Below are 25,110 nucleotides of genomic sequence, written 5' to 3' on the forward strand. Positions count from 1 at the left end.
ACGATGCCCAAGAACATCCTGTTTCAGTTGGACGTGGACCCTCACCCCAGTTCATTCGATGCGGTTGTCGCGGTCGATGCGGGCGTTGACCACTTGTTTCAGTATGGCAGCGTGCAAGCGGATGCGGTGGAATCACTGGTACACGGCGCCATGTTCACGCGTGGTGGTGACGACCTCAAACACTCCGCTCTGTTCATCGGCGGAAACGATGTGGTCCAAGCCGAAGCAATCTTTCGCCGTGTTCAAAAAGCTTTCTTTGGCCCCGTTCGTGTCTCGGTGATGCTGGACGCTTCCGGATGCAACACCACCGCTGCCGCTGCGGTGGCCTCCGCGTCCAAGCACGTGACACTGGATGGTTGCACCGCCGTGGTCCTGGGCGGCACCGGCCCCGTTGGCAGGCGTGTTGCTCAAATGCTGGCACGGCAAAACGCCAATGTGCTGCTGACCAGCCGTTCGCTCAACCGCGCTGAGACCGCCTGCAAGCAGATCGGTGCCCACGTCAGTTCCGGCAACCTCGAAGCCGTCGCGCCTGAAAACGAAGACGACCTGAAAGCACTGCTCGAACGAGCCGAGGTGATCATTGCCAGTGGCGCGGCCGGAGTCGAACTGGCCTCCAAAGAATTGATCCACGGCCTTTCCAAACTGCGTGTTGCAATTGATCTCAACGCAGTGCCCCCGGCAGGACTGGGCGGCGTGGAAGCGTTTGACAAGGCGAAACCGCTGCACGAGAACCAAACCGACGGTCCAGTCGCTTACGGCCCCATTGGTGTGGGTGGACTGAAGATGCGAACGCACAAAGCCGCGATCGCCAAACTCTTCACATCCAATTCGCTGGTCCTGGACGCGGATGAGATCTACGACCTGACAATGGAACAGATGAATCGCTGAGCACTCAGCGCTGGCCCCCATCATCGATGATCGTTGCCTCAGCGGCTTTCGAAAGAGCCACTCTCGACCGAGACACCTGCCGAAACGCAAAGAGGCGAGTCTCGAAAGACTCGCCTCTGGATGCTTCCAATGGTTTGCAAGAACGTTTTCTTGCGTATGAACTTACAGCTCACGTGCGAAGGTTGGGTTCCAACGAACGCGGTGCGAAATGTTGCGGACACTGGCGGGTTGGCCCTCGATTCCGCGACGTTTCCAACTGGCCTCTTTGTCATCCAATTGAGGCTGTTCGACTTCGTCCGAATCCTGTGGATCAAACATGTGGTCGTAGTTGTCTGGCAGGTCGCTGTTGGAATCCGGTTCTGGGGCACCAAATTCGACTTTGCCCATCGTGGAACTGGGCTCCGAGTCATCCGACTGGTAAGGAGCATCGAGTTCCGTTTCTTCCGAATCCAAAATGGGTCGTGAACTGGTCACTGAACCGGGTTCGGTGATGACCGACGGACCGAGGTAACTCGAAGTGCTGGGATAGCTCGACGAATAGGGTGCCGATTCGACGATTGGACGGAACGATGAGTAACCGTTCGTGATCGCAGGACTGAACGGATCGACGTACGACAATGGCACGCGTTCGACCACGGTTCGTGGAACCATTTGCTGGACTTGATACTTTTGGTACCGCGGGACCGAAACAGGCCGACGCACGACTTGCACGACCTCTTCTTGCTCGTAGTACTTCACCGTGATCGGTTCACGACGCGTCTTGTAGACCACGCGACTGGTTTGCACGGGCACCTTGCGAACCACTTCTTCAGCGACCCAACGTTTGCTCTGCACGGGAACCTTCCGGGTGGACGTTTCCGTCACAGGGCGTTGCACAACGTAGGGCACTTTCCGCACAGTCGTTTGGGGCACCATTTTGGTCGTTTGCACGGGAACGTTTTGCGTGACCATTTCGGTTTGCATTCGCTGAACAGTCACGGGAACGTTTTGAGTCACCATTTCCGATTGCATGCGAGTCACTTGGATCGGACGCTGGACTTGCTGAACTTCTGGTACGTACTGCGTTTGAGCAATCTGTTGATTGATGTAGTTGGGACGGTAGACCATTTGGGTCTGCGTCTTGGGCGGTGTGACCACGGGCACTGCGGTCGCCGCACCACGGGGGTACGCGAGCAATCCGAGTGGACCGGGCTGGTAGTAGGCCCGGGGGTTCCAACCCAAACCGTACTGCAATTGGCTCGGCGTGACGGTTGTTTGCGGCACGTAACCACCCGCGTCGACCGTTTGCTGCTGGACCGTGGTGACAGGTCGGTACGAAGTGACCTGTTGTGTTTGCATTTGCGTTTCAGTGACAGGCCGTTGGACCATGTACTGTTGCTGAACCATCTGCGTTTCAGTGACCGGGCGCTGCACCTGGTACTGCTGCTGGTACATCTGCGTTTCGGTCACGGGACGGTAAGTCGTGACCCGTTCTTCTCGTTCAGCGGTCTCGTTGACGTACCGAGTTTGCGTGACTGTTTCTTCGCGGTACGAAGTTTCCGTGACCGGTTTGTAGATCGTGTAACGTTCTTCGCGAAACGCGGTTTCGGTGACGGTTTCCGGGACCGTGACTTCGCGTTCTTCGACCCGCGTCTTCAAAACCGGCCGATAGCTTTTGACCTCTTCTTCGACGTACTGGGTTTCGTAGGTCAGACGCATGCGCTCGACCACTTCAGGCTGCATGATCGTCTGAGTTTGCAAGCGATATTGCGGTGTGAAGCAGCACGCGTCCTGAGCCGATGCGGTCCCAGCGGCCAACAGGCAACTCAGCGCCGAGAGTTTGGCAAATTTCGATGACAGAACAGAGTGATTCATGCGTTCATTCAAACAGAGGTCTTTGAGGCGAAGGCCGATACGAGTCGAAACGGTCATGGTGGCATGTCTCAAAAAGGAAAACTCAGGCGTGGCAACCAAGTCTCGATGGGTCGAGACGACAGGTGTACAAACCGTGAGTCACAGCCGGATTGTTGCAATGGCGAACCCAAAGGAAAGGGCAAGCCGTTGGCGCGGCAGGCATCCTTGGGCCCAAAACAGCCGCACAAATAAGAGTAGGCAAGACTTGAGCCATTTGCAGAAAAAACCCGCGAAAAACGACACTTTTGCGACCTCCCCCGAGTCGCAAACTCACTATTTTGCCGAGACTGTCCCGCCAAGCACACAGACGTTGCATTTTCGCAACACCGCACAACCCACCCAAGCCTCCCGTTCGTTGAGGGCGTCATTTTCGATCGGCCAAGGCCGCAACGATTGAAACACCAGCCAGGACACGTGGCGGGGACCTCCCGCCCCCATTCGTCGGCTCCGGTTGCTGCTCCCGTCGCTTCGGCGTGACGAAGGAGTTACTTTGTGGGCCAAGATTTGAGTGTTCTTCCCCGCCCGTTGCCGGACTGCCTTGTCACCGGCGCATCGTCGCCCGCGCGTTGTCAGCCAACGGGCCCCCACCGACCAAGTTTCCCGTCCTCTGAGTTCCCACCATGAAAACCGGACCGTTCAATCCCAAGCTGTTGTCTGAATCTGTCTTTGCCGTGCCACCGTTGGCTCGTGATGCGGACTATCAAATCGACGCGGACGAAAACGAAAAGATCATCCGTTTCCTCGAAGCTGGCGGCGTTCGCTCGTTGCTGTACGGCGGCAACGCGGTGCTCTACCACACCAGCCTGGCTGATTTCGATGATCTGCTGGGGATGATCTCGGACTCCGCCGGACCGGACACCACCGTCGTGCCATCGTTTGGCCCGTCTTTCGGAATTGCCTCGGACCAGATCAACATCCTGCAAGAATTCGATTTTGGCACCGCGATGCTGCTGCCTTCGCGCGACATTGTCGATTCGGCAGGCATCGCAACGGGCATCCGAAAGCTGTCCGAACAGTACGGCAAACCGTTGGTCGTCTATCTGAAACACGACCGATGGTTGTCACCCGCCGATCTGAAATCCCTGGATGACGACGGTGTGATTTCGTGGATCAAGTACGCGGTCGTTCGCGAGAATCCTGCTGACGACGACTACCTTCGCGAAGTCCTCGACGTCTTCCCCGCGGAACGAATCGTCAGCGGCATCGGAGAACAACCCGCGATCGTTCACCTGCGTGACTTCGGCATCACCGGGTTCACCAGCGGCTGCGTTTGCGTCGCGCCTGGCAAGAGCATGGACATGCTGGGATCGATCCAAGGGGGCGACATGGAAATGGCGGAATCGATCCGGCAGTACTTCCTCCCCCTGGAAAACCTTCGCGATGGCATTCACCCAATTCGGGTTTTGCACGAAGCGGTCGCACTCGCTGGCGTCGCGAACACGGGCCCGATTCAGCCCATGCTGAGCAACGTTTGCGACGAAACCAAATCGAAGATCCAAGCAGCACTGCGGACGATGAAGGTCATCAACTGAGTTCGTTTGCGTCGTTTCAACAGCAGCTCAAAACGATCGTTTCTCAACGAAAGACCGTGCGGTCATCCCGCACGGTCTTTTTCATTGGACACACGATCGTTTCTTCGGTCACAAGCCGTCAGCGTGCCCGCACCTTGATTCGCCGAGGCTTGGCCTCTTCGGATTTCGGCAGATGCAGGGTCAGCACACCGTTCTTCATCTCCGCTGAGATCCCAGATGCATCAATCTTTTCACCGATCGTGAAGCTTCTCTGGAAGTCTCCGACTTCGTACTCGGATTGCAGGTAGGAATCCGGGGCTGCATGACGCGTGACTTGACCACGAATGGTCAACAACCGGTTCTCAAACTGGACGTCCAGGTCCGCTGGATCGACACCGGGCAGATCGCCCAAGAGCGTCAACTCCTGCTCACCTTCCCAGATATCAAATCGCGGCGTGAACGTCGTGCCGCGACTGGTGTTCTCGGTGCGTTGTTTGGAACGGGTGTTGGGACCAGCCATCGTGGTCGTCTTGTTTTTTGACCCATTGGAATGGGTCGTCATGGCAGTGCTCATGAGTTTCTCCAATCAATCAAAAAGGGTGGATCGAGGACGAGCCGACCGATCAGCTCGACTGAACCTCGATTCGACGTGGTTTGGCAGTTTCACTTTTGGGCAGCGTGATCCTTAGGATGCCATGCTGAAAGTCCGCCGCAACTTGCTCGGCGTCGACGTCGGCGGGCAACTCCATCATTCGATAGAAGCTCCCGAACCCACGCTCTTGGCGGTGCCACGTTCCACCTTCCATTTCCGGTGCAGATCGCTCGCCTTTGAGAGTGAGCTGGTTGGCATCGACGTAGATTTCAAGCTGTTTTGAGTCGAATCCTGGCAATTCCGCTTCGACGTACACCGTGCCGTCGTCTTCCCAGACATTCAAAGCTGGGAAGGTGACCGCGGACGTGCCGGATGGAACCCCGCGAGTGAACAGTCGGTCCATCTCACGCGAAAGGCGGTTCAGTTCGTTCCAAGGTTCCCAACGTGTCGCTAACATTTTTGATCCTCCGTTCACACAAGTGTGCAAGCAAAGTTTGTTGAAAGAATCTTGCTCAACACGGAATGCCAAACTGACAGACGGCGTCGAGCCGGAACTTCAAAAATGCAACGAGTGTGCCAATTCCCCGCGAAGCGCACTCAAATTCTGGGACCCGCTGATGAACCAGTCCGTGAACCGGAGTGGCTCAAGGGGCTCGTCCATCACGGTTGGCAGACGGGCTACTCGACTTGGCGAAGCTGCAGTGTGTCGATGATCTTTTCGTCGGCCAGAGCGTTGGTGATGACCCCCAACCAAACGCCCGGTTTGCACCAACCGCTTTCTTTGAGAACTTCCAATGCGTTGGTGATCGTTTGATCGTGGTCCTCCGAAAACTCCATGAAGAATGGTTCCACTCCCCAGGGCAGCATCAGATGACGGAACGTGTGTTCGACGTCGGTGAAGGCAAAGATAGGCACCCCACGCGGCCGGAGCGCACCGAGCACATAGGCCAGAAAACCGCTGCGGGTGAAGACAACGACTCCCGAGTCGCCCATTTCTTGCGCCAACGTGCATGCTGAACGCAGCATCATCGACTTTGGCTCACGGAGCACGATCTTCGAGTTCAGTTGACGGCTGACGGTGGGCTCGATGCTGGCAACGATGTTTTGCAGCACACCGACGGATTCCAGTGGGTATTTGCCCGTGGTGGTTTCCCCGGACAGCATCACCGCATCGGCTTGTTCGCGAATCGCGTTGGAAACGTCCGACACTTCCGCCCGGGTTGGGACGGGGGAATGAATCATCGACTCGAGCAAGTGCGTGGCGATGATGACCGGCTTGCCATCTTCTTGGCAGGCACGAATCAGCTCGGTTTGAACGAGCGGCAATCGGTGGTAGTCGATTTCAACGCCGAGGTCCCCGCGCGCCACCATGATCGCATCCGATTGCCGGATGATCGTCTTCATGTTGCGAACGCCAGCTTGGTCCTCAATTTTCGAAATGATTCGAGCGGGCGAATTGTGTTGGACCAAGAACTCGCGGAGTGAGTCGACGTCCGCCGCTTGGCGAACAAACGAGAGCGCGACGAAGTCAATGCCCGCTTGGATCCCCGCGATCAAATCCGTTCGGTCCTTGTCTGTGATCGCGGGCAAGTTGACTTGCACGCCGGGCAAGTTAATGTGCCGGCGCGAGTCCAATGCACCGGTTGTGATCACTCGGCAGTGGACCGTCGTGGCATCCTTGCTCGCCACGTGCCAGTGCAGCAATCCGCTGTCGACCAAGATGGTGCTGTCCAAATCAATCGCCTCGGGCAGACCGGGGTAGTTCACGCTGACCCGCGGCGTCCCATCGGACTCAACCGCCGATTGGTCGGGGCAGTCTTCAGTGAACAGCACCAGCTCATCACCGGTTTTCAGATCGATCGGTGCGTCGACGGCACCGGTTCGAATCTCAGGGCCCTTCACGTCCATCATCACCGCGACATGACGGTCAATCTGCTTGGAGACCGCTCGGATTCGGGCGACGATTTCGCCGACCCATTCAGGAGTCCCGTGAGCCATGTTGAGCCGCATGACATCGACACCCGCTTCGATCAACGCCGCCAATTTTTCGGGGGACTCGGTTGCTGGTCCGATCGTGGCAATGATTTTGGTGTGACGGTAGTCCTGCACGGTTGCGTCTCAATGAGCGGAAAAAGAAGTGACGAGGCGGCGAAGTGTCGCGGGCAACGGCCTGGCGAACAAGCTGCCGAGCCGACAACGGAACCCATCCCACCGATGACGGCTCAGTTGGTTGCATTTGCCTCCATTCCGTTCACCAGCCACAATGGCGAGCAGTTCCCCAGCGTCCGTCAATTTGGATTTGGCACGATGTCCCCTCTTGAAATGCAACCCACGTTCTCTATGGACTTCCCGGTCCCAGCCAACGCGATGGTGGTGGGAGTCCGCACGGCCATCGCCACGCTGGGTCCCAGCACGCGAGCTGTCGCGGCGGGCAAATGCTTGGAGATCGCTCCGCCACGGAACGAAACTCGGTTTTGGTCCCCGCACCTGTCGATCCAGTTCAGCGATGTGCGTCCGGAGTCGTCTGGAAACGCGGAATCCCCACACCACAGCGACCATTCGGTGCCAGCGGAGAGCTCGCCAGAAGGTGCCTCGGACGTGAACTGCCAGCTGTTTGGCCGGTTCTCGCCGAGACCTGAAATCTGGACATTCTGCATGTTTCTCTATTTTGCCATGGCATTGATCCTGTGTGGCGGATTGCTGATCGCGTACGTGCAATGGAGCCTCGGTGCATCGATGACGGGGCTGTGGATGGTGCCACTTGCCCTGCTGGTGATCGCCGGTTTGCACGCGGCGAGTTTGATCGGACAAGGCCTGAGCCGTCATCAGATGATCGAATTACGGGAGCAGTTGGACCAGATTTTGGCGTTGGCAGCCCCGGAAACTCCCACTGCGGAACGCCCCGGCTTGTCGACGGCAGACCAAACGCCGACGATGCGGGTCGAAATCACGTCCTGATCTTCCTCATCTCCTTCCCCGCTGACCCCCTGGTTCCATGAGCGTTGCTGACTCCAGTGCTGCCGATTCTGTTGCTGCCCCGGACACTGCCGACACGTCATCGTCCGCCGGTGCGTTTTCGCCTCCGGGATACTACGACGCATTGGCCCAACAAGTCCTCGACGGCACGCCGATCACGCGAGCGCAAGCGCTCGGAATGCTGGAAGCGTCTGACCTGGATGTGCCCGCGATCATTTCGGCCGGCTATCGAATTCGCCATCAGTACTTTGGCAACACGGTTCAGCTGTATTTCTTGATGAATGCCAAGAGCGGGTTGTGCCCCGAGGATTGCCACTACTGCAGCCAATCCAAAGTTTCCGACGCTCCCGTCCCCAAGTACAACATTCTCAAACGCGACGCGTTGATGGATGCCGCCAAAGTCGCTGCCGAACGAGGTGCCAAGACGTACTGCTTGGTGATCTCCGCTCGCGGACCAAACGAACGCGAAATGAAAGCGGTCGAAGCGATCGTTCCCGAGATCAAGCAGAAATACAACTTGGACATCTGCGCCTGCTTGGGCTTGCTGGATGAATCTCAAGCCGCACGGCTGAAGGCCTGTGGTGTCGACCGAGTCAACCACAACCTGAACAGCAGCGAATCACACTACGAAAAAATCTGCACGACGCACACCTACGAAGACCGCGTTCAAACGCTGCGGCACGTTCGCGATGCGGGCATGGAAATGTGCAGCGGTGGCATCATTGGCATGGGCGAATCCAAGTCCGACATCGTGTCGATGGCGTTCGACCTCAACGAGCTTGGTGTGCAATCGATTCCCGTCAACATTCTCAATGCGATCGATGGCACACCACTGGAAGGCACCGAGGCTTTGACGCCTCAAGACGCCCTCAAAGCACTGGCGATGTTCCGGTTCGTGAACCCGGATCGTGAACTGCGAATCGCTGGCGGTCGTGAACTGCACCTGCGTCAGCTGCAACCCATGGGACTGTACGTTGCCAACAGCGTGTTCGTGGGCGATTACCTGACGACGCAAGGCCAAGCACCTCAAGCGGATTACGACATGATTCGCGACCTCGGTTTCGACGTCACCGGTTCGTGCGAAGAGCTGAGCGTCTGAGGTGGAAACCACCGCTCGTCGTTCACGATTGCAAGGCGTTTTCGAAACGGATGATCCGGTTGCCATCGTCACGGGCAGTGGTTCACCGCGAGTCGGTCGTGTCATCGCGGAAGAATTGTCGCGGCGCGGCTGCCATGTGGCTCTGCACGCCAACACCAGCGTTGACGAAGCTGAGCAAGCCGCCTCGCAGTGGCAGCAACGATTCGGCCGCGAAGCGATTGTGACGCAAGGTTCACTCGAAGAAGACGCGACCTGCGATGCGATCATCGATCAAACGCACCAGCACTTTGGCCGGCTCGACATCCTGGTCAACAGCGCCGCGATCTGGACCCCCACGCGATTGGAAAACATCACCGGTGACGAGATCCGGCGGTACTTCCAAATCAACTCCGTCGCCTCGCTGCTGTGCGCTCGCGCCGCCGGCCGACACATGGTCACGCAATCGCGTGGGGGCTGCATCATCAACCTGGGTGACTGGGCCACGGTGCGACCATACGCGGAACACGCCGCGTACTTTCCTAGCAAAGGGGCGATCGAGGTCATGACCCGGTCGTTGGCGGTGGAACTCGGGGGCAGCCACCCGAATATTCGAGTCAACTGCGTGCAACCAGGGCCCGTGCTGCTGGCGGACGAGGTCTCCGCCGAGACCGTGAACGAGTTGGCCGACAGCACCCTGGCTCGGCGAGTCGGCACGCCCGAGGACGTCGCTCACGCGGTCGGCTTCTTGTGCGAAAACACATTTGTCACAGGAGTCTGCTTGCCGGTCGATGGCGGCCGCAGCGTCTTCGCCCCCGACGGACTTCAGATTGGCCGCAACACCGGCTGAACCCAGGCGAAGTTTGAGCATTTTGACTTCACCCCAGCGACCTGAAACCTGCAACACGGACGCACCCCCATCCAACGGACTGAACCGACATGACTGAATCCAAACCTGCCACCAATTTCAAACCCGTGGAGCTGTACACCGATGGTGCCTGCAGTGGGAACCCGGGACCGGGTGGTTGGGCGTTTGTGTTGCGATGCCCGCGGACGCTGAAAGAGATTCAGCGATCAGGCGGCCAACCGCACACGACCAACAACCAAATGGAATTGATGGCCGTTATCCGTGGACTGGAGGCTCTCAAAGAACCCTGCGCTGTCGCTCTGTACTCCGACAGCAAATACGTGGGGCAGGGGATGTCGAGCTGGATGGCCGGCTGGAAGAGTCGCGGTTGGAAACGCAAAGAGGGTTCCAAACTGGTTCCGGTCAAGAACGTTGAGCTGTGGCAAGAACTCGATCAACAAATGCAAGACCACGTGGTGACCTACCATCACGTCAAAGGTCACGCCGGGCACACCGAAAACGAACTGTGCGACCAATTGGCGGTCGCGGCGTACCAGCAGTATCTCTAACACTGGCCGCACGCGTAAGATAACGCAGTTGCTCGCGGCGAGCGTTTGAAGTTCAAGCCGCGAGGCGGCTCTCAGTTTGTGTTCTTGGTCTGGTCAGTAAGGTTGTCATGTCCCAAAGGAAAGTCGTTGTCGTTGGAGCTGGCCCCGGTGGGTTGGCGTCAGCGATGCAGCTCGCCGCGGGCGGTTGCGACGTGACCATCTTGGAACGCCGCGGGCAAGTCGGTGGGCGGACGTCCGCCATCGAAATGGATGGCTTCCGTTTCGACTGCGGCCCCACGTTCTTCCTGTACCCGCGTGTGTTGGACGAGATCTTTCACTCGACCGGGCATGACTTGATGGAAGAGGTCCCGATGGAGCGTTTGGACCCTCAATATCGACTGACATTCGGTGGGGGCGGTCAACTCGATTGCACGCCCGACATGGATGAAATGGATCGCCAGATCGCTCAGTTCTCACCGCAAGACGTTGGGCAACTGAAGCGGTACATGGACGACAACCGGATCAAGCTAGAGAAGTTTCGTCCGATCCTGGAGTCGCCATTCCACTCCGCGCTGGACGTGATGAAGCCGTCCTTGTTGGGCGCGGCCAAGCACCTGCACCCGTTCCGAACCCTGGGCAAAGAACTCGAACGCTACTTCAGCGACCCCCGACTCGTGATCGCGTTCGCATTCCAGTCCAAGTACCTCGGGATGTCGCCGTTCAATTGCCCGAGCCTGTTCAGCATCCTGTCGTTTCTGGAATACGAATACGGCGTCTTCCATCCCATCGGTGGCTGCAGCCGCGTGAGCGAAAGGATGGCGGAACTGGCCGAACAAATGGGCGTGAAGATCCGGCTCGATGAACCGGTCGAGTCCATCGAGATGGAAGGTCGTCGGGTGCGTGCGCTGCACACCCACCACGATCGCTACGACGCCGATGCGTTTGTCGTCAACGCCGACTTCGCGGACTGGATGACCAAGACCGTTCCCAACGCGTCCCGCAAACGATGGTCGAACGAACAGATCGCCAAGAAGAAGTTTTCCTGCAGCACTTACATGCTGTACCTAGGGATCGAAGGTCTGTACGAAGACCTGCCGCACCACAGCATCCACATCAGCCAAGACTACAACCGCAACCTCCGCGAAATCGAAACCGATCACGTTCTCAGCCAGGATCCCTCGGTGTATGTCCAGAATGCCGGCGTGACCGATCCGACGCTGGCGCCCGCCGGACACAGTTCGTTGTACGTTTTGGTTCCGGTCACGCATGACACCGACAACGTGGACTGGTCCAAAGAGGCTCCTCGTTTCCGCGAGCTGACGCTGGACAAGTTGGGCGAACTCGGCCTGACCGATGTTCGCGATCGGATTCGGGTGGAGCATCAAATCACGCCCGACGATTGGCAGAGCGACTACGCAATCTACAAAGGGGCCACGTTCAACTTGGCTCATAACTTGGGCCAAATGCTTCACAAGCGACCTCACAATCGTTTCGAGGAACTGGACGGGGTTTACTTGGTCGGCGGCGGCACGCATCCGGGCAGTGGGTTGCCGGTGATCTATGAATCCAGCCGGATCAGTTCGCGATTGTTGCTGCAAGATCTGGGGATGGACACGGACTTCATGGACGAATCCGCCCGCGGCGTCCCACCACGTCCTGAGCCGACTGTGATGGCCTCGGCTTCCAGCCTCTGATTCTCGCTCGACTGCTTGGAAGCCAGTGCCATGGGGCCTTCACAGAAAGCCACAACACCAACGCTGCTTCGCAAAGCAGATAGAATGTGGGTCTGAACTCGCATTCCAGTCCCATGCGTCCACCACGAGCCCCGCGTGAACACCCCATCACCATTTCGACGCCGAACAAGCGTCTCCGCTGTCGTTCCATTCTGCATTGCAGCCTGCTTCGCTAGCCTTTGGAGCGGGGCGGCTTCCACGTCCTCGGCTCAAACGCCTGCCTCGCCTGCAACGGTTCGTCCGTCGCATCCTCAGGCTCACGCGCACAACGACTACCTGCACGAACGTCCGCTGCTGGACGCCCTCGACAACGGCTTCCGCAGCATTGAAGCGGATGTCTTTTTGGTCGAAGGGGACCTTTGGGTCGCACACTCGGTCTCGGAACTTTCCGCTGATCGAACCTTGAAAGCGTTGTACCTCGATCCACTGCGGCAGCGGATGCAATCGAACGTCAAGGCGGAGGGATCTTCGGACTCGTTCCAAAGCGTCGAAAGCGATGGCCTGCCCGTCACCTTGCTGATCGATCTGAAGTCCGAAGGGGAGTCCACCTACCGGGCCCTCAATCAACTGCTTTCGACCTACGACGACGTGTTCACACATGTCGATTCCAAAGGGGTGCACCGGCGCGGCGTGACCGCCATCATCAGCGGCAACCGGCCCATCGAATTGGTCCAGTCGGACTTGCCCCGGTTCGTTGGCGTGGACGGTCGACTGGACGATTTGGAGGGTGATCACTCGGCCGACCTGATGCCGTTGATCAGCGACCACTGGGGCCGCCATTTCAAGTGGCGCGGCAAGGGCGAACTGCCCGAGGCCGATCGCCAAAAGCTGAGCCTGATTTTGGAACGAGCCCACCAGCAAAACCGTCGAGTCCGTTTCTGGGCGACGCCCGATCACGAAGCCGCTTGGAAGGTCCTCCACGACGCGGGAGTCGACTTGATCAACACGGATGACCTCGAGGGCCTCCATCGATTCCTGCAATCACAATCGAAGTGACCCGGGTTGGAAGCCCGACCCGATTGAAATCCAGCACCTCGACTCCCGACACCCCAATTCCACCCACTTGAGGAAATCTGGGCTCCACCGTCGAACCGGCCTGATCGGCGAGATTCCTTGGCCGACGAGTAAAATTGCGTGTCTTGGGGCTTTGGAGGCGTAAGGTGGATGAATACGCCGCACGAAGCATGCATAATGTGTATGTCTCCCCATCGTCCCACCTTCCTCTTCCTTCCACAGGCCCGCCATGAAACCTACCCCAGCTTCCTCCGCCCGTGCCTCGCGAATCAGTCGTCGTCAGTTCACCGCGACCGGAATCGCGGTCGGGGCGGCCGTCGGTGTTCACACCAGCCCATCCGCTTCCGCCCAAGCCACCTCGCCCAACGAAAAACTCGGCGTGGCGATCTGCGGCGTCAACAGCCGCGGCGGAGAACACATTCGCGGATTCGACAAAGACCCCCGCACCGAAATTCGAGTGTTGGTCGACATCGATGAAAAAGTCGGCAACAGCCGCGCTGACAAGGTCGCCGATCTGCAGGGACTTCGCCCCAAAGTCGTCAAGAACTTTCGCGAAGCCTTGGACATGGACGAAGTCCAGATCCTGACCAGCGCCACGCCCAACCACTGGCACGCGTTGATGGGCGTCGAAGCGATGCAGGCAGGCAAAGACGTCTACATTGAAAAACCGATCAGCCACAACATTCACGAAGGTCGGGCACTTGTCGCCGCCGCCGCCAAGTACGGCCGCATGTTCCAAACCGGAACCCAGTGCCGCAGCAGCTCCGGCTGTCGCGAGGGCATGCAGTTCTTGGCCGATGGCGGGATTGGCGAAGTCAAACTCGCTCGCGGCCTGTGCTACAAACGACGCAAGTCGATCGGTCCTTTGGGCGACTATGAAATCCCCGCGGGCGTCGACTTCAATCTTTGGAGCGGGCCGGCTTCCTACACCGATCCCAAGCTGACGCGTCAACGTTTCCACTACGACTGGCACTGGCAGCGTCACTACGGCAACGGCGACTCCGGAAACCAAGGGCCTCACCAAACCGATGTGGCTCGCTGGGGACTGGGGCTGGAACGTCATCCCAACGCCGTGCTGAGTTACGCCGGCCGACTGGGCTACAAAGCGGAACGCAAAGACCCCGATTACGTCGATGCAGGTGACACCGCCAACACGCAAGTTTCGATCTACGATTATGGCGACAAGACCATCGTGTTTGAAACACGTGGGTTGAGCGTCGATGAATCGGCTGATCAAGAAATCAACGAGCTGTTCGGTTACAGCAAAGGCAACAAGATCGGCGTCATCTTCTACGGAGAAGACGGTTATCTCGTGCAGGGTCCCAGCTACAACCGCTGTGCTGTGTTCGACAAACAACGCAAATTGGTGCGTGAATTCAAAGCGACATCGAACGTGGGAGACGCCCACTTTGCGAACTTCCTCGATGCGGTACAGTCTCGCGATGCCTCGACGCTGCATGCGGATGCACGCTGCGGTCACCTGTCCGCCGCGATCGCTCACCTGGGCAACATTTCGTACTACGTTGGCCAAGAAAACCGGGTCGATCCCAAAACGATCTCCGAGTCACTCGCGAAAATTTCGTCGTTGGATGACGATCAAGCCACGCTCGACCGAACGCTGCAGCACCTCCGGGACAACAACGTCGATCCGGAAAAAGAACAGTTGTCGCTGGGCCCTGTGCTGAAGTTTGATCCTGACGCCGAAACCTTTGTCGACAACGACAAAGCCAAAGCGATGGAAACTCGCGAGTACCGCGATGGATTCGTCGTTCCCAGCGCGGCTGACGTTTGATTTTCCAAACCTCGCGCAACGGTCCCTGATGTGAACGAAGCCGAAACGATTCGATATCACGCCGCCCACAACGGGCGGCCCGCAGAACTGGATCTGCTGGATCAAACCAAGTTGCCTGGAACGCTGACGCGTTTGGTCTGCACCACGGTGGACCAAACGCACGATGCGATTCAACGATTGGTCGTTCGCGGTGCGCCGGCCATCGGCATCGCTGCGGCCTACGGGGTCACCCTGACCCCGGTCAGTGCGAACGAGGACGCGAGCCTGCCAGAGGCGCAGGCGCGGTATCGGCAAACGATCGATCACCTGGCGACCAGTCGCCCCACGGCGGTCAATTTGTTCTGGGCCCTGGACCGCATGCGGGCCATTGTCGACCGGTTTTCCGGTCAGGTCGCGGAGCTCCGCGAGCAGTTGATCACCGAGGCGATTCGCATCCACGATGATGATCGGCAGATGTGCCGGTCCATCGGTCGTCAGGGAGCAACGCTGCTGGCTGATTGCCAACGCGTCATGACCCACTGCAACGCAGGGGCGCTGGCCACCTCGATGTGGGGAACCGCTCTGGCACCGATCTACCACCTGCACGCATCCGGTCACACACTGGAAGTGTTCGCGGACGAGACGCGTCCGCTGCTGCAGGGAGCCCGTCTGACGGCCTGGGAACTGCACCAAGCCGGGATCCCCGTGACGGTTTGCACCGATTCGATGTCAGGCAGCCTGATGCGGCAGGGCCTGGTCGATGCCGTCATCGTGGGCGCCGACCGAATCGCAGCCAATGGCGACGTCGCCAACAAGATCGGCACGTACCCTCTGGCGGTGCTGGCCAAGCACCACAACCTCCCGTTCTACGTCGCCGCTCCGACAAACACCTTCGACCCGGAACTGGAATCAGGCGATTTGATTCCGATCGAGCAACGCGACGGCGATGAGGTCGCGTATCCCTGTGGAACTGACTCACCGCGACAAACCCCCGAGGGCGTTGCGGTGGTGAATCCGGCGTTTGACGTCACGCCGGCTGATTTGGTCACCGCGTTGATCACTGAAAAAGGCGTGATTTCAGGGCCCAACACTGAAAAAGTCCTGGCGCATTTGAGTTCGTGACCAAACGTGTCACACCCCAAGCTGATACTACTTGTGTGGACGAGAGACTCAGTTGTCTCAGGGTGAGACGGCCTCTCGTTTTGAAATGAGTTGGGTGAGACATCCACCAGTTGGTGGATGATCGATCCGGGTCAGATCGGTTCTCGAAACGGTTCGAAATCGGTTTGGGCTGCAATTTTTGAGCACAAGCGAAATTATTGCGAGGAATTGGGAGTTTAGGCGAACTTTATGGCGCAGGTATTGCTCATTAAAGTTTCCACATGAAGCGAACTGCTTCCTGTTGCAAACGGGTTCGACATCGGCCCTCTCACACCTGAGAGGTTGATTTCGAACAACCAACACTTGAAACGATTTTCAAAACGCAAAAGTATCCCTCCGGGAAAGGATTCAGAAATGTTGGTACTCAGTCGAAAAGAAGGCGAAAAGCTGGTCATCGGTGACAACATCGTGATCACGGTCAATCGCATCGCTGGCAATCGCGTCGCCATTGGGATTGAAGCTCCACGTGAAGTTTCGATCGTTCGTGGTGAGTTGGACAAACAAGAGAGCGTCGCTCCTGTTCAGCAGCACAAAGCAGGTGCTCCGAACTCCGCCGTTCTGGAACATGACATCGCTGTCGCAGGTCAAGCCGAACGTTGAATGCCGCTCTCTCACACTGAGTCCTGGACCGCTCACGCACCCTGTATGCCTGTTCATTTAAACACGTTTGAGGGTGAGTGAACGACAGACGACGATGGACGAACTCCATCCATGAGTTCCGCAACTGTGCTTTGAGGGACCAGTGTGAACATGCGGTTGGTGCGAAATCGCTCACCGCGTGAATCCAGCCTTCGGATCCGCCAAAAAAATTTGCCGAGAAATGGAGTCTCGAACGTGCCCTACTCGAGAACGTCCATGGTCTTGCGCTCCGCCAGCCCTCCCCTTTGGCAACCCTCCAACACCGCCAATCAGGCGCTCCATTGCGACGTGGGCCTTCAAGCGGGGTAAGGACTGATCCGGCTGATCGTCAGATGGCCCGAAAAACAACGCTCCACATCGGTTCCCGACGTCCTGGGTCGCCCATGAAAGTCCGCTTGGATCCGAATCGGCTGCTGACTCGCGAACTCGACTGATCCACTCGCAAATTGAGACGTTGCCTCGCTCTCGATGTGCCCCGTTCGCATTCCAGCTCGCTTCATCGGTTTCCGCTCCACCTCGCAGTCGAAAACCGGTGGCATCTCCGTCGCGGGATCGATGGCTGGCAAGTTGACATTCCACAACTGCCCCGGCTGATGCTCGTCGTCCTCCGTCGTCAGCATCGAACTGTCACGCCCAGGTGCCGAAGCGTTTGCGACCCACGAGGTGTCGCTGAAAAACGAATCCAACACCGGCCGCAGCCACCGCCCCGTGTGATCCCACGTCTTGGGCACATCGGGTCGACGATAATGCGACACCGCCATGCTGTGAACGCCATGCAGCGCCGCCTCGCGGGCCGCAGCAAACGTTCCGCTGACCAACAGATCAACACCCAGGTTGGCTCCCGCGTTGATCCCTGAAAAAACCACCGAAGCGTGGGGGCATAACACCGTCATCGCGGAGCGAACGCAATCCACAGGTGTCCCGTCCACGGCGAACCATCCGGTTTGCGTTTCTGTGACGGTGAGGTCTCGGGTTGTGGTGACGCTGTGACCGCATTCACTGCGGCCTCGGTCTGGCGCGACCACCGTGATGTCATACCGGTCCGCGTTCCCGGTCGCACGAATCCACTGCGTGATTGTGCGGTGCATCGCGAGCAATCCGGGGGCATCAATCCCGTCATCATTGGTCAGCAGAATCGCGGTGCGTTTCATCAATTGGGTCGGTGAGTTCGTCTGACGGGATTTTTGAAACGGGATCGGGGAGCCGTCTTCTTCAGCGTGGCTTGCGGCGGATCAACGCTTGCGTTGCTGACACCAACGAGGGCATCTCGCTGGGCCGCGGATCCGGAGGGATTTGCACGAAATAATTCGCGTCGATTCCCATCACTTCACGACGGGTGGCGGATCGACGAGGGTCTTCGTCCAAGAACAGTGACGCCATTTCAAAATCGCGATCCCACAAAATTTGATCAGCCAGCGATTCGATCAGATCATCCCACGCGCCGCTGTCGAGCGAGTGCAGATCGGGAATTCGAAAATCCGTCGGCAACACCTCGTCCACTTGAATGACGTCGTCAGCCGGTCGGTCCGTCCCCAACAAATCATCACGGACGAGGCATTCGATCGCGGCGTCGCGAATCAACTGTCGCCAATGAGCATTGTTGACGTCCAACGACAGATCCAATTCCATTTCCACGTGGTGATGCAGTTCCGCAAACAGAGCTGCCACAGTGGCTTCGGCAATCGCACTGAGAGTCATGCCCTCAGGGGTGGGCTCGAGCAAGTGATGGGCGACATCATGCAGGAGCGCGATTTGTTGTTCACTGTGAAGATTGTCGAACAGTTCCACCCCGGTGTCGCAGGACCAATCGGCATCGGGTTGCCACTCTTCATCAAACTGCAACAACAAATCTTCGAGCAGCGATTCAATCAATCGCTGCATCAATTCCGCTTCGGCACCGTCGAGCGTGCGATCGCCTTGGCTAGTGTGCCACATGGTCGTACCGATGGATGGTTTGATGGAACGGCATCTACGAAAAAAGGCCACCGATCTGACTCGGTGGCCTCAGCATACTTCACAGCGTCACCGCCGGGCTAGCCGACAGCGGTTTCGTTCGCGGATTCGCCGTTTCCCGAACTTCCCATCACCGAAGCGAAAGTCGTCAAGACTTTCGGGATTTCGTCACGCAAATCAAAACTCTGGACGAGTTTCGCTACCCAAACCATTCGCTGGCACAGACCACGGGGCTGGTGTCCTCATTTGCTTGATTCACAGGCGGTTGCCCCTCAGCCAACCATGCGATCTGCGCCACGACGGGTTGGTCGCGTGCGTCCGGCCTTTTCAGCATTGGCGGCGGCCTCTGCAAATTGATGCACGTGCACATCCATTTGAGGGAAGGGGATACCGATCTCGGCGGCATCCAGTTGCATTTTGATTTCGCCGGTCAATGCTTCGGTCATCGGCCAAAAATTGGAACCAGCGACCCACATGCGGACCTTCCAATTCACGGCACTGTCACCCAATCCAGCCAGCACGACAGCGCTGCCTCGGTTTTCGCCTTGAATCACATTGGCGGCCAACTGATCCACCGCTTTTTGAAGTGCTGCTCGGGTGGTTTGCAAGTCGGCGGAGTAGTCCACACCGACGGGCACTTCGACACGGCGATGTTGGTGATGACTCATGTTTTCAATGGTGCCACCTGCGATTGCACTATTGGGAACAATGATGCGTCGGTTGTCAGGCGTGTCCAACGTTGTTGTGAACAAATCGATCTCATCGACTTTGCCTGTCACGCCAGCTGCATTGACAACGTCACCGACTTTGAATGGACGGAAGACCAGCATCAACACGCCCGAGGCGAAGTTGCTGAGCGTTCCTTGGAATGCCAAACCAATCGCGAAACCGGCCGCCGCAAGCATCGCTGCCAAGCCACCCAGCGGGGCGCCCAACTTCGTCAACACAGCACCGACGACGGCAAACATCACCGAATAGAACACCATCTTGCCGACAAACTTGCCGAGCGTTTCGTCCACCCGTCGACACACAGGACGACTGATCACACGCATCAAATACTTGGCAACCAAGTACCCGATGAAGATAACAAACAAACCCAGGCCAGCTGAAAGCAGCGCGGGCGCCAGGTGTGTGGTGGCGTAGTCCGTCAGGCCATCAAAGTTGCCTTCGGTCATCTGACTGACCAAGTCCGACGTGGCGTCGGCAAAACTGGGTGGCGAAACTTCGGTGGCTCCCAAGTTCATTTCGGAAGCAAGGTTGGTTGGTGAGAGAGAGTTTTCAGACATATCGAATCACGACAGCGCATGGAGCGGAAAAGGGAGGCACGTTCTGCAGAACGTCGATACCTCATTCCGGCGAGGGGATTCAAGATCGATGCACAAGTGTTTCGTATTCTCAGGCGGTGGTATTTTTCGCCCAAACCGATTCACGCAGCACGGTTTGCATCGGCAAACGCATGTAGGCGTCTCGCGCGGGACGATTAGTCCGATCCACAGCAAGGATCATCCGTGAGGCAGATTCTTGACGACAACACTGCAGCGCCAACGAAAGGATGTCACGTGAAAAGCCGCGGCCTCGCGCAGCGGGGACCACGCCCATGTAGACCACTTCCAAAACCGATGCGGGATCACCGCCGTGGCGTGCCATCAGCAAGCATCCAATGGGTTCGCCGCCCGGACGTTCGGACAGCATGAACCACAAATCCGGCGCGTACGTGGGGACCGCTTGGTAGCCGTCCATGATCTGCGCCGCGGTCCGAAACTGTTCCAACGCGGGACAATCCATCGACCCGAGGTAAGTCCGCTGGACCAAATCACGGATTTGGTTCAGCTGCTCGGCATCATTCACGTCGACCGATTGAGCGTCCAACTGCAGCGGGGCGTCCAAGGACTCCAACGAAAATGAACCGCTGAGGTCGAGCGCGAGATACTCCAGGTCGCCGACATTTGTGAACCCCATCCAATGCGGCCACCAACTCTGCCAATCAATGGAGTTGGCCTCTCCACCGCCCGAGTCTGGCCCGTCCGAGATCGCTGCTTCCAGTGGCCAGGCCGTCGCCCACTGCAGAAACTGGATGCCCCGTTGCTGGCAAATCTGACCAAGTGTCCGGCCGAGCCCCTCCGCCAACTGTGAATTTTCGATTTCTCGACGATCGGGCCGGGTTGCTTGCTCCGTCGGCAAAACGATCGGACCGGCGTGCAGAACCGTCGCCATGTCGCTATCCGCGGCACCCAGCACGATCGCAATCGCGTCGGAAGCCTCGCTGACCAGCAAAATCAGCTGGTCGGTGACCTGCCGCGAGATCGCCGAGCGAATTTGGTCCGCGACCATCACCGCTCGACCTGGCGGGATTCGTTCCAGCGCCGCGGGCAGCAGCGTGGGCAACTCCGCCAGCGCAAACGGGCGAAACCGCAGGGCCTCGTCCCCCGCATCGCCGAGGCGGGCCGCCTGGGTTCCGCTGGACGACTCATTGAACCCGAATTGGTTGGCGTTCCCCATCATTCTCTCTATGATCGATTGACCGCGTCCTTCTGAACCCGCTCCCACACGTCGGGAAGCAATGTTTCGAAGGAACCTTCCGTCATCCGAAAAGGGGTCTGACCCTCTCCGGCGAGGCCGCAAACTACACCAAAACAGCACACCTCCAAAGGGTCAGACCCCTTTTCGGATCGCTTCTAAAGTGGAGAGACAAATGCTTCGATCAGGTCGACGCTCGAACTGGATTCGCTGGGCCGTCTGCCTGTCGATGGTTTCTTGCCTGCATGCGATCGACGCTTCGGATGCGTCAGCCCAACGTCTGCTGGAACGCTTGCGGAACCGCATTCAATCGCCTCCGCCATCTCCGCTTTCCCAGCCACCGTACCAAAATCCCGCGGCCTCCAACCGCGCCAATTCGGCTCGCAACCGAACCCTGGCAACGCCGATCCCAAGGAACAACGCGTCAGCCGACCGCCGCACATCGGCAACGCGGCGGAGTGCGTCCACGGGCAATGGCCAATCCACCACCACAGGACGTGCGGGTGAAATTGCATCGGATGACGTTCAGTTCGGCATGCAAGTCTCCCCTGCGGTCGTCGGCGGTTACCAAGGCCTTCGTGTCGATGGCTTCTCGTCGCAATCACGAGCCGATGAGGCTGGTGTCCGCCCGGGCGACTTGATCGTCGCGATCGGAAACTCGCGAACACGAACGCTCGATGAGGCGGTTTCGGCACTCGACGACATCCGATCCACGCCCGGCCAAGAACCTGCCGTCGCCATGCAATTGTTCCGAGGCGGGCGTTTGTATCGCGGAAATGTTCCCGCGATCAGCAGCGCTCGTGTTGCTGCCAAGCCACCGATCACACTCCCCCCTTCCAGCCAAAGCGTCCTGGACAATTCCAACCGCAATCAGCCACGGGCCAATGAGTTGCCCGCGCCGCAACTTCCGCCACCAGCCTCCGAACGCTTGTCACCGCCAACGAACAACACCACTCCCACGCTCGCTCGTTCACGAGGTTCCCTCGGAATCGAAGTTCGTGACGCGACACCGCAACGAGGCGTCTCGGTCGTGTCAGTCCCCGAGAACACCGCGGGCAAAGTCGCGGGACTCGCCGTGGGAGATCGAATTGTCTCGGCCTCAGGTCGGCTGATTCGTGGCACCGACGACTTGCTGCGAGAAATATCGATCCTCCAACCAGGTGATCAAATCGAATTCGGTTTGATTCGGGGCGACGCCATGCTTCAAAAGCAAATTGAAATGGGTGGTCCCGGTGGCGCGCCCACACGGTCCGCGATCGCGAACTCCGAAAGGGATGCTGCGAATGCCAACGAGGAAACACCCGAGGCCAGCGGCACGGACTCCGGCGGTTTCCTTGGCGGGATGGGTTCGGTGTTTGGCAAGATGCTGGGTGGCAACGGATCCAATTCGCAAGCACCTGCCGGCGAGGAGTTGCCCGCACCGAGTGCCGAACCCAAGGCGTCGTTCACACTCCCGGCCCCCACCGAAACCCTGCCATCGCCCAAGCCCACCGCGCCGCCAACCGTTGAGATTGATCCGCTGGCGTTGCCGGCCGATGGGGCCGCATCCGGCTCCGAAAGTCTTCCGCCCGCGAAGCCGACTCCTGTGGCTGAACCGGACACCTTGCCCGCCGAAGCCAAGTCACCCACGGTGGAAGAGTTGCAGCGAGAAATTGAACGTTTGAAGCAACAACTGCAAGCCAAGGAATGAGGCCTCGAACCGCGATGAGGCCAAGCCGTTTTCCAATGCCGGGTTTCTGCAACAACAACCTCTCCCGAAACGAGGTCGTGCAGTTTTATTTCACCCTCCCTTTGGGAGGGTCGGCCCGCTTCGGGCCGGGGAGGGGTACGCGCTGGTTCCGATGCTCGACCCTCCCCTCGCTTCGCTCGACCCTCCCAGGGGGAGGGTGATGATAAACGCCTGGCAACACAGCAGTTAAAAACTGCACGACCTCCGCAGCGGGAGGGGCCGGAAAGCGAGCGTTCAGCGAGATTTCCGGGGGAGGGCAAACCGCGCCGCTTCCCATGCTCGGCTCCCTCGCGTACGCCTGAACGGCGTCGCTCGACCTCCCCCCAAACTTCGTTTCAGGAGAGGTGCATCATCAGAAACCCGCTCAAACGCAGCCTCGATAAATGGCACAACCTCAGGACAGGTGAGAGCGCATTCGCAAACACACGTAAACCGCAGCGGCGATGAAGTCGGCCGTCGTGCCTGGGTTCAGCCGGTGTCCGTCGCTCCGCAAGTGATGGTCGAACTCAACGATCGAATCGAAGTCACCCTCGCGTTCAAAGGCTTTCAAGCAACGCCGAGCTCGATCACGAATTTCCTCTTCGACGTCGCGACCGTTCTTGCGAGCGATCAACGAGTCACCCCGATCGGCCAACAATTGCAAATGAGCCAGCGCGATCCCTGAAAGAAGATCGCCGGTGTCGCCCGTGGAGGCTTCCACGATCGGCACAACCTCGGCAAAAAAGCTTTCAAAACCGTTTGCGTATTCGGCCGCGATCAAGTCCCGGTCCTTTGCCTCCCGCATCCCGGCCATCACGTCAAACGATTCGGACGCGGCATGAACATCCAACGCCGGGTCCTCCGGTTGATAGTCCCCGTCCATTCCTCCGGCGACTGCCAGCCCGATCGCTTCTCCCATCCGCTGGCTTTGATCGCTCGAAAGCGTCGACAGCACGTTGGCCGTGGCGTCCCGCCATGCGTCCAACGTCCAAGGGATGTCCGAGGTTCGATACCGTTCTTCTGCCACGACAATCGGGGCCAACAACAACGCGATGCCCAGGTTGACGTTGGTGTTTGTCCTGGATCGCGTTTGCTCGATCACCGCGTGAACGCGGTCCCCCAAACCCAACGATGTGGCCGTCAATTCATTGGCCGCGATTTCAGCGGACACAACGAAGTCGGCAAAACAAAGATCATCAAATTTCGCGACGGGATGAACGTTGCCCGCTTTGGGTGCGGTCGCCTCCAGCACACACGCGTACTGAATCGCATCCGCAGGACTGCGAACGGTCTTCGCAATCCATTGCCACGGATCAGGCCGCACCGATGTGATCCTTGACGCGGCTCAGCAAGGAATCGATCGCTTGCAGCGTTTCTTCAGGCGAATCTTCGATCACATAGTGACCGGTCGTGGCCAATTCCGTGACCTCCGCGTCCGGCCAAACCGCTTCGAAGCGTCGCAAGCATTCCGGCCGGAAACACCAGTCCTTCATGCCCCAGATCAGCGAGATCGGCAGCGACGCCAAGTCAGGCAAATCGGATTCCAACTGACGGAGCGTTTTCATTGTGGGATGCGAATCGTCGAGCGGGATGTCGCGCACAAACCGATCGATCGCGACTCGGTTGTTCCAGTTGTCATAAGGAGCCAACAAACCTGCCGCGACATCTGGCTTCATCTTCGTCCGCGACATCGCCATCGTGACCGCGGCGCGAGCAAACGCATTCAACCCGCGAACGGCGGGGGTGCCCAACAGGGGCATCCGACAAGCCGCGATTCGCTGTGGCATGTACGGCGGTGGGAACGCGGCGGTGTTCAGCAACCCAATTCCCGCCAACCGTTCGCGACGAGCATGCATGGCCGACAATCCGATCGCGCCCCCCCAATCGTGAGCGATCAAGATCACGTTCTTCAGATCCAACTCGTCGACCAACCGAATCAAGTTGTCGCGATGCGCCGCCATCGTGTAGGGGAAATCTTCTGCCGACGGTTTGTCGCTGCGACCGCAGCCGATGTGGTCGACCGCGATCACACGTTGCTGCTTGCCATATCGCTCGATGATCCGGCGATAGTAAAAACTCCAGGTCGGATTGCCGTGCACGCAAACAAACGTCGGCTGGTCGCTTTGTTTTTCGACTCCAGAATCCGGTTTTTCGACTTCGGAACCAGCGAATTTGGCTTCAGCCGCCGTGTCGATATAGCGCAGGGTGTGACCGTCGATGGAAAATTCCGACGACGGGTAGGGAAACAGATCGCGAGCAAGATTCAACATAACGAGCAGTTTCG

22 protein-coding genes are annotated in these 25,110 nt (G+C 58.4%); 12 read left to right on the forward strand and 10 right to left on the reverse strand.

The features are described 5' to 3' along the window. The first annotated feature begins 3 nt into the window (after positions 1-3). Positions 4-888, forward strand: a complete 885-nt coding sequence (locus PSR62_RS03095) for an NADP-dependent methylenetetrahydromethanopterin/methylenetetrahydrofolate dehydrogenase (protein ID WP_274406365.1) — start codon at positions 4-6, stop codon at positions 886-888. A gap of 162 nt (positions 889-1,050) precedes the next feature. Here PSR62_RS03095 and PSR62_RS03100 read toward each other — a convergent pair whose 3' ends face one another. Further along, positions 1,051-2,799, reverse strand: a complete 1,749-nt coding sequence (locus tag PSR62_RS03100) for a hypothetical protein (protein ID WP_338020129.1) — start codon at positions 2,797-2,799, stop codon at positions 1,051-1,053. A 602-nt stretch (positions 2,800-3,401) separates the two neighbouring features. Here PSR62_RS03100 and PSR62_RS03105 point away from each other — a divergent pair. Continuing rightward, the gene (locus PSR62_RS03105) at positions 3,402-4,313 is read left to right on the forward strand and encodes a dihydrodipicolinate synthase family protein (protein WP_274406367.1); all 912 of its coding nucleotides are present in this window, start codon (positions 3,402-3,404) and stop codon (positions 4,311-4,313) included. A gap of 118 nt (positions 4,314-4,431) precedes the next feature. On the opposite strand, the gene PSR62_RS03110 is transcribed toward PSR62_RS03105, so the two are convergent. From PSR62_RS03110 to pyk, 3 genes are all read right to left on the reverse strand, one after another. Beyond that, positions 4,432-4,812, reverse strand: coding sequence for an Hsp20/alpha crystallin family protein (locus PSR62_RS03110; RefSeq protein WP_274408323.1), 381 nt, complete (start codon positions 4,810-4,812; stop codon positions 4,432-4,434). A 103-nt stretch (positions 4,813-4,915) separates the two neighbouring features. Next, entirely contained in the window at positions 4,916-5,341 is a 426-nt protein-coding gene (locus PSR62_RS03115; RefSeq protein ID WP_274406368.1) for an Hsp20/alpha crystallin family protein, read from the reverse strand. Between the two features lie 221 nt (positions 5,342-5,562). Further along, on the reverse strand, positions 5,563-6,993 hold the full coding sequence (gene pyk, locus PSR62_RS03120; RefSeq protein WP_274406369.1) for a pyruvate kinase: 1,431 nt from the start codon (positions 6,991-6,993) through the stop codon (positions 5,563-5,565). Between the two features lie 12 nt (positions 6,994-7,005). Here pyk and PSR62_RS03125 point away from each other — a divergent pair, with 12 nt between their 5' ends. From PSR62_RS03125 to PSR62_RS03165, 9 genes are all read left to right on the forward strand, one after another. Then, positions 7,006-7,842 (forward strand): hypothetical protein, encoded by an 837-nt coding sequence (locus PSR62_RS03125; protein WP_274406370.1) that lies wholly within the window; start codon positions 7,006-7,008, stop codon positions 7,840-7,842. Between the two features lie 37 nt (positions 7,843-7,879). Next, positions 7,880-8,959 carry a biotin synthase BioB gene (bioB, locus tag PSR62_RS03130; RefSeq protein WP_274406371.1) on the forward strand — a complete coding sequence of 360 codons (1,080 nt, stop codon included), beginning with the start codon at positions 7,880-7,882 and terminating at the stop codon, positions 8,957-8,959. 1 nt (position 8,960) lies between these two features. Further along, positions 8,961-9,785: an SDR family NAD(P)-dependent oxidoreductase gene (locus tag PSR62_RS03135; RefSeq protein WP_274406372.1), complete on the forward strand. Its 825-nt coding sequence runs from the start codon at positions 8,961-8,963 to the stop codon at positions 9,783-9,785. Positions 9,786-9,874: 89 nt separating this feature from the next. Further along, complete coding sequence (rnhA, locus tag PSR62_RS03140; RefSeq protein ID WP_274406373.1) at positions 9,875-10,351, forward strand: ribonuclease HI; 477 nt, start codon at positions 9,875-9,877, stop codon at positions 10,349-10,351. Positions 10,352-10,458: 107 nt separating this feature from the next. Further along, complete coding sequence (locus PSR62_RS03145) at positions 10,459-12,024, forward strand: phytoene desaturase (protein ID WP_274406374.1); 1,566 nt, start codon at positions 10,459-10,461, stop codon at positions 12,022-12,024. Between the two features lie 135 nt (positions 12,025-12,159). Continuing rightward, positions 12,160-13,059 carry a phosphatidylinositol-specific phospholipase C/glycerophosphodiester phosphodiesterase family protein gene (locus PSR62_RS03150; protein WP_274406375.1) on the forward strand — a complete coding sequence of 300 codons (900 nt, stop codon included), beginning with the start codon at positions 12,160-12,162 and terminating at the stop codon, positions 13,057-13,059. A 247-nt stretch (positions 13,060-13,306) separates the two neighbouring features. Continuing rightward, entirely contained in the window at positions 13,307-14,869 is a 1,563-nt protein-coding gene (locus tag PSR62_RS03155; protein WP_274406376.1) for a Gfo/Idh/MocA family protein, read from the forward strand. Positions 14,870-14,899: 30 nt separating this feature from the next. After that, positions 14,900-15,970, forward strand: a complete 1,071-nt coding sequence (gene mtnA / locus PSR62_RS03160) for an S-methyl-5-thioribose-1-phosphate isomerase (RefSeq protein WP_274406377.1) — start codon at positions 14,900-14,902, stop codon at positions 15,968-15,970. 393 nt (positions 15,971-16,363) lie between these two features. Further along, the gene (locus PSR62_RS03165; protein WP_274406378.1) at positions 16,364-16,609 is read left to right on the forward strand and encodes a carbon storage regulator; all 246 of its coding nucleotides are present in this window, start codon (positions 16,364-16,366) and stop codon (positions 16,607-16,609) included. A gap of 335 nt (positions 16,610-16,944) precedes the next feature. On the opposite strand, the gene surE is transcribed toward PSR62_RS03165, so the two are convergent. The 4 genes from surE to PSR62_RS03185 all read right to left on the reverse strand — a co-directional run bounded on the left by surE (position 16,945) and on the right by PSR62_RS03185 (position 21,103). Further along, a complete protein-coding gene (gene surE, locus PSR62_RS03170) occupies positions 16,945-17,799 on the reverse strand; it encodes a 5'/3'-nucleotidase SurE (protein WP_274406379.1) in 855 nt (284 codons plus the stop codon). A gap of 61 nt (positions 17,800-17,860) precedes the next feature. Continuing rightward, a complete protein-coding gene (locus tag PSR62_RS03175; protein ID WP_274406380.1) occupies positions 17,861-18,583 on the reverse strand; it encodes a hypothetical protein in 723 nt (240 codons plus the stop codon). A 290-nt stretch (positions 18,584-18,873) separates the two neighbouring features. Further along, on the reverse strand, positions 18,874-19,887 hold the full coding sequence (locus tag PSR62_RS03180; RefSeq protein WP_274406381.1) for a mechanosensitive ion channel family protein: 1,014 nt from the start codon (positions 19,885-19,887) through the stop codon (positions 18,874-18,876). A gap of 109 nt (positions 19,888-19,996) precedes the next feature. Continuing rightward, a complete protein-coding gene (locus PSR62_RS03185) occupies positions 19,997-21,103 on the reverse strand; it encodes a GNAT family N-acetyltransferase (RefSeq protein WP_274406382.1) in 1,107 nt (368 codons plus the stop codon). 190 nt (positions 21,104-21,293) lie between these two features. On the opposite strand from PSR62_RS03185, the gene PSR62_RS03190 reads away from it, so the two are divergent. Then, positions 21,294-22,808: a PDZ domain-containing protein gene (locus PSR62_RS03190; protein WP_274406383.1), complete on the forward strand. Its 1,515-nt coding sequence runs from the start codon at positions 21,294-21,296 to the stop codon at positions 22,806-22,808. Between the two features lie 433 nt (positions 22,809-23,241). On the opposite strand, the gene PSR62_RS03195 is transcribed toward PSR62_RS03190, so the two are convergent. After that, positions 23,242-24,150: a triphosphoribosyl-dephospho-CoA synthase gene (locus PSR62_RS03195; protein WP_274406384.1), complete on the reverse strand. Its 909-nt coding sequence runs from the start codon at positions 24,148-24,150 to the stop codon at positions 23,242-23,244. After that, the gene (locus tag PSR62_RS03200; RefSeq protein WP_274406385.1) at positions 24,140-25,096 is read right to left on the reverse strand and encodes an alpha/beta fold hydrolase; all 957 of its coding nucleotides are present in this window, start codon (positions 25,094-25,096) and stop codon (positions 24,140-24,142) included. Before PSR62_RS03200 ends, PSR62_RS03195 begins: the two co-directional genes overlap by 11 nt. Between the last annotated feature and the right edge of the window lie 14 nt (positions 25,097-25,110).

Origin of the sequence: Rhodopirellula sp. P2, assembly GCF_028768465.1 — a bacterium.
In the GTDB taxonomy this organism is placed as follows: Bacteria; Planctomycetota; Planctomycetia; order Pirellulales; family Pirellulaceae; genus Rhodopirellula.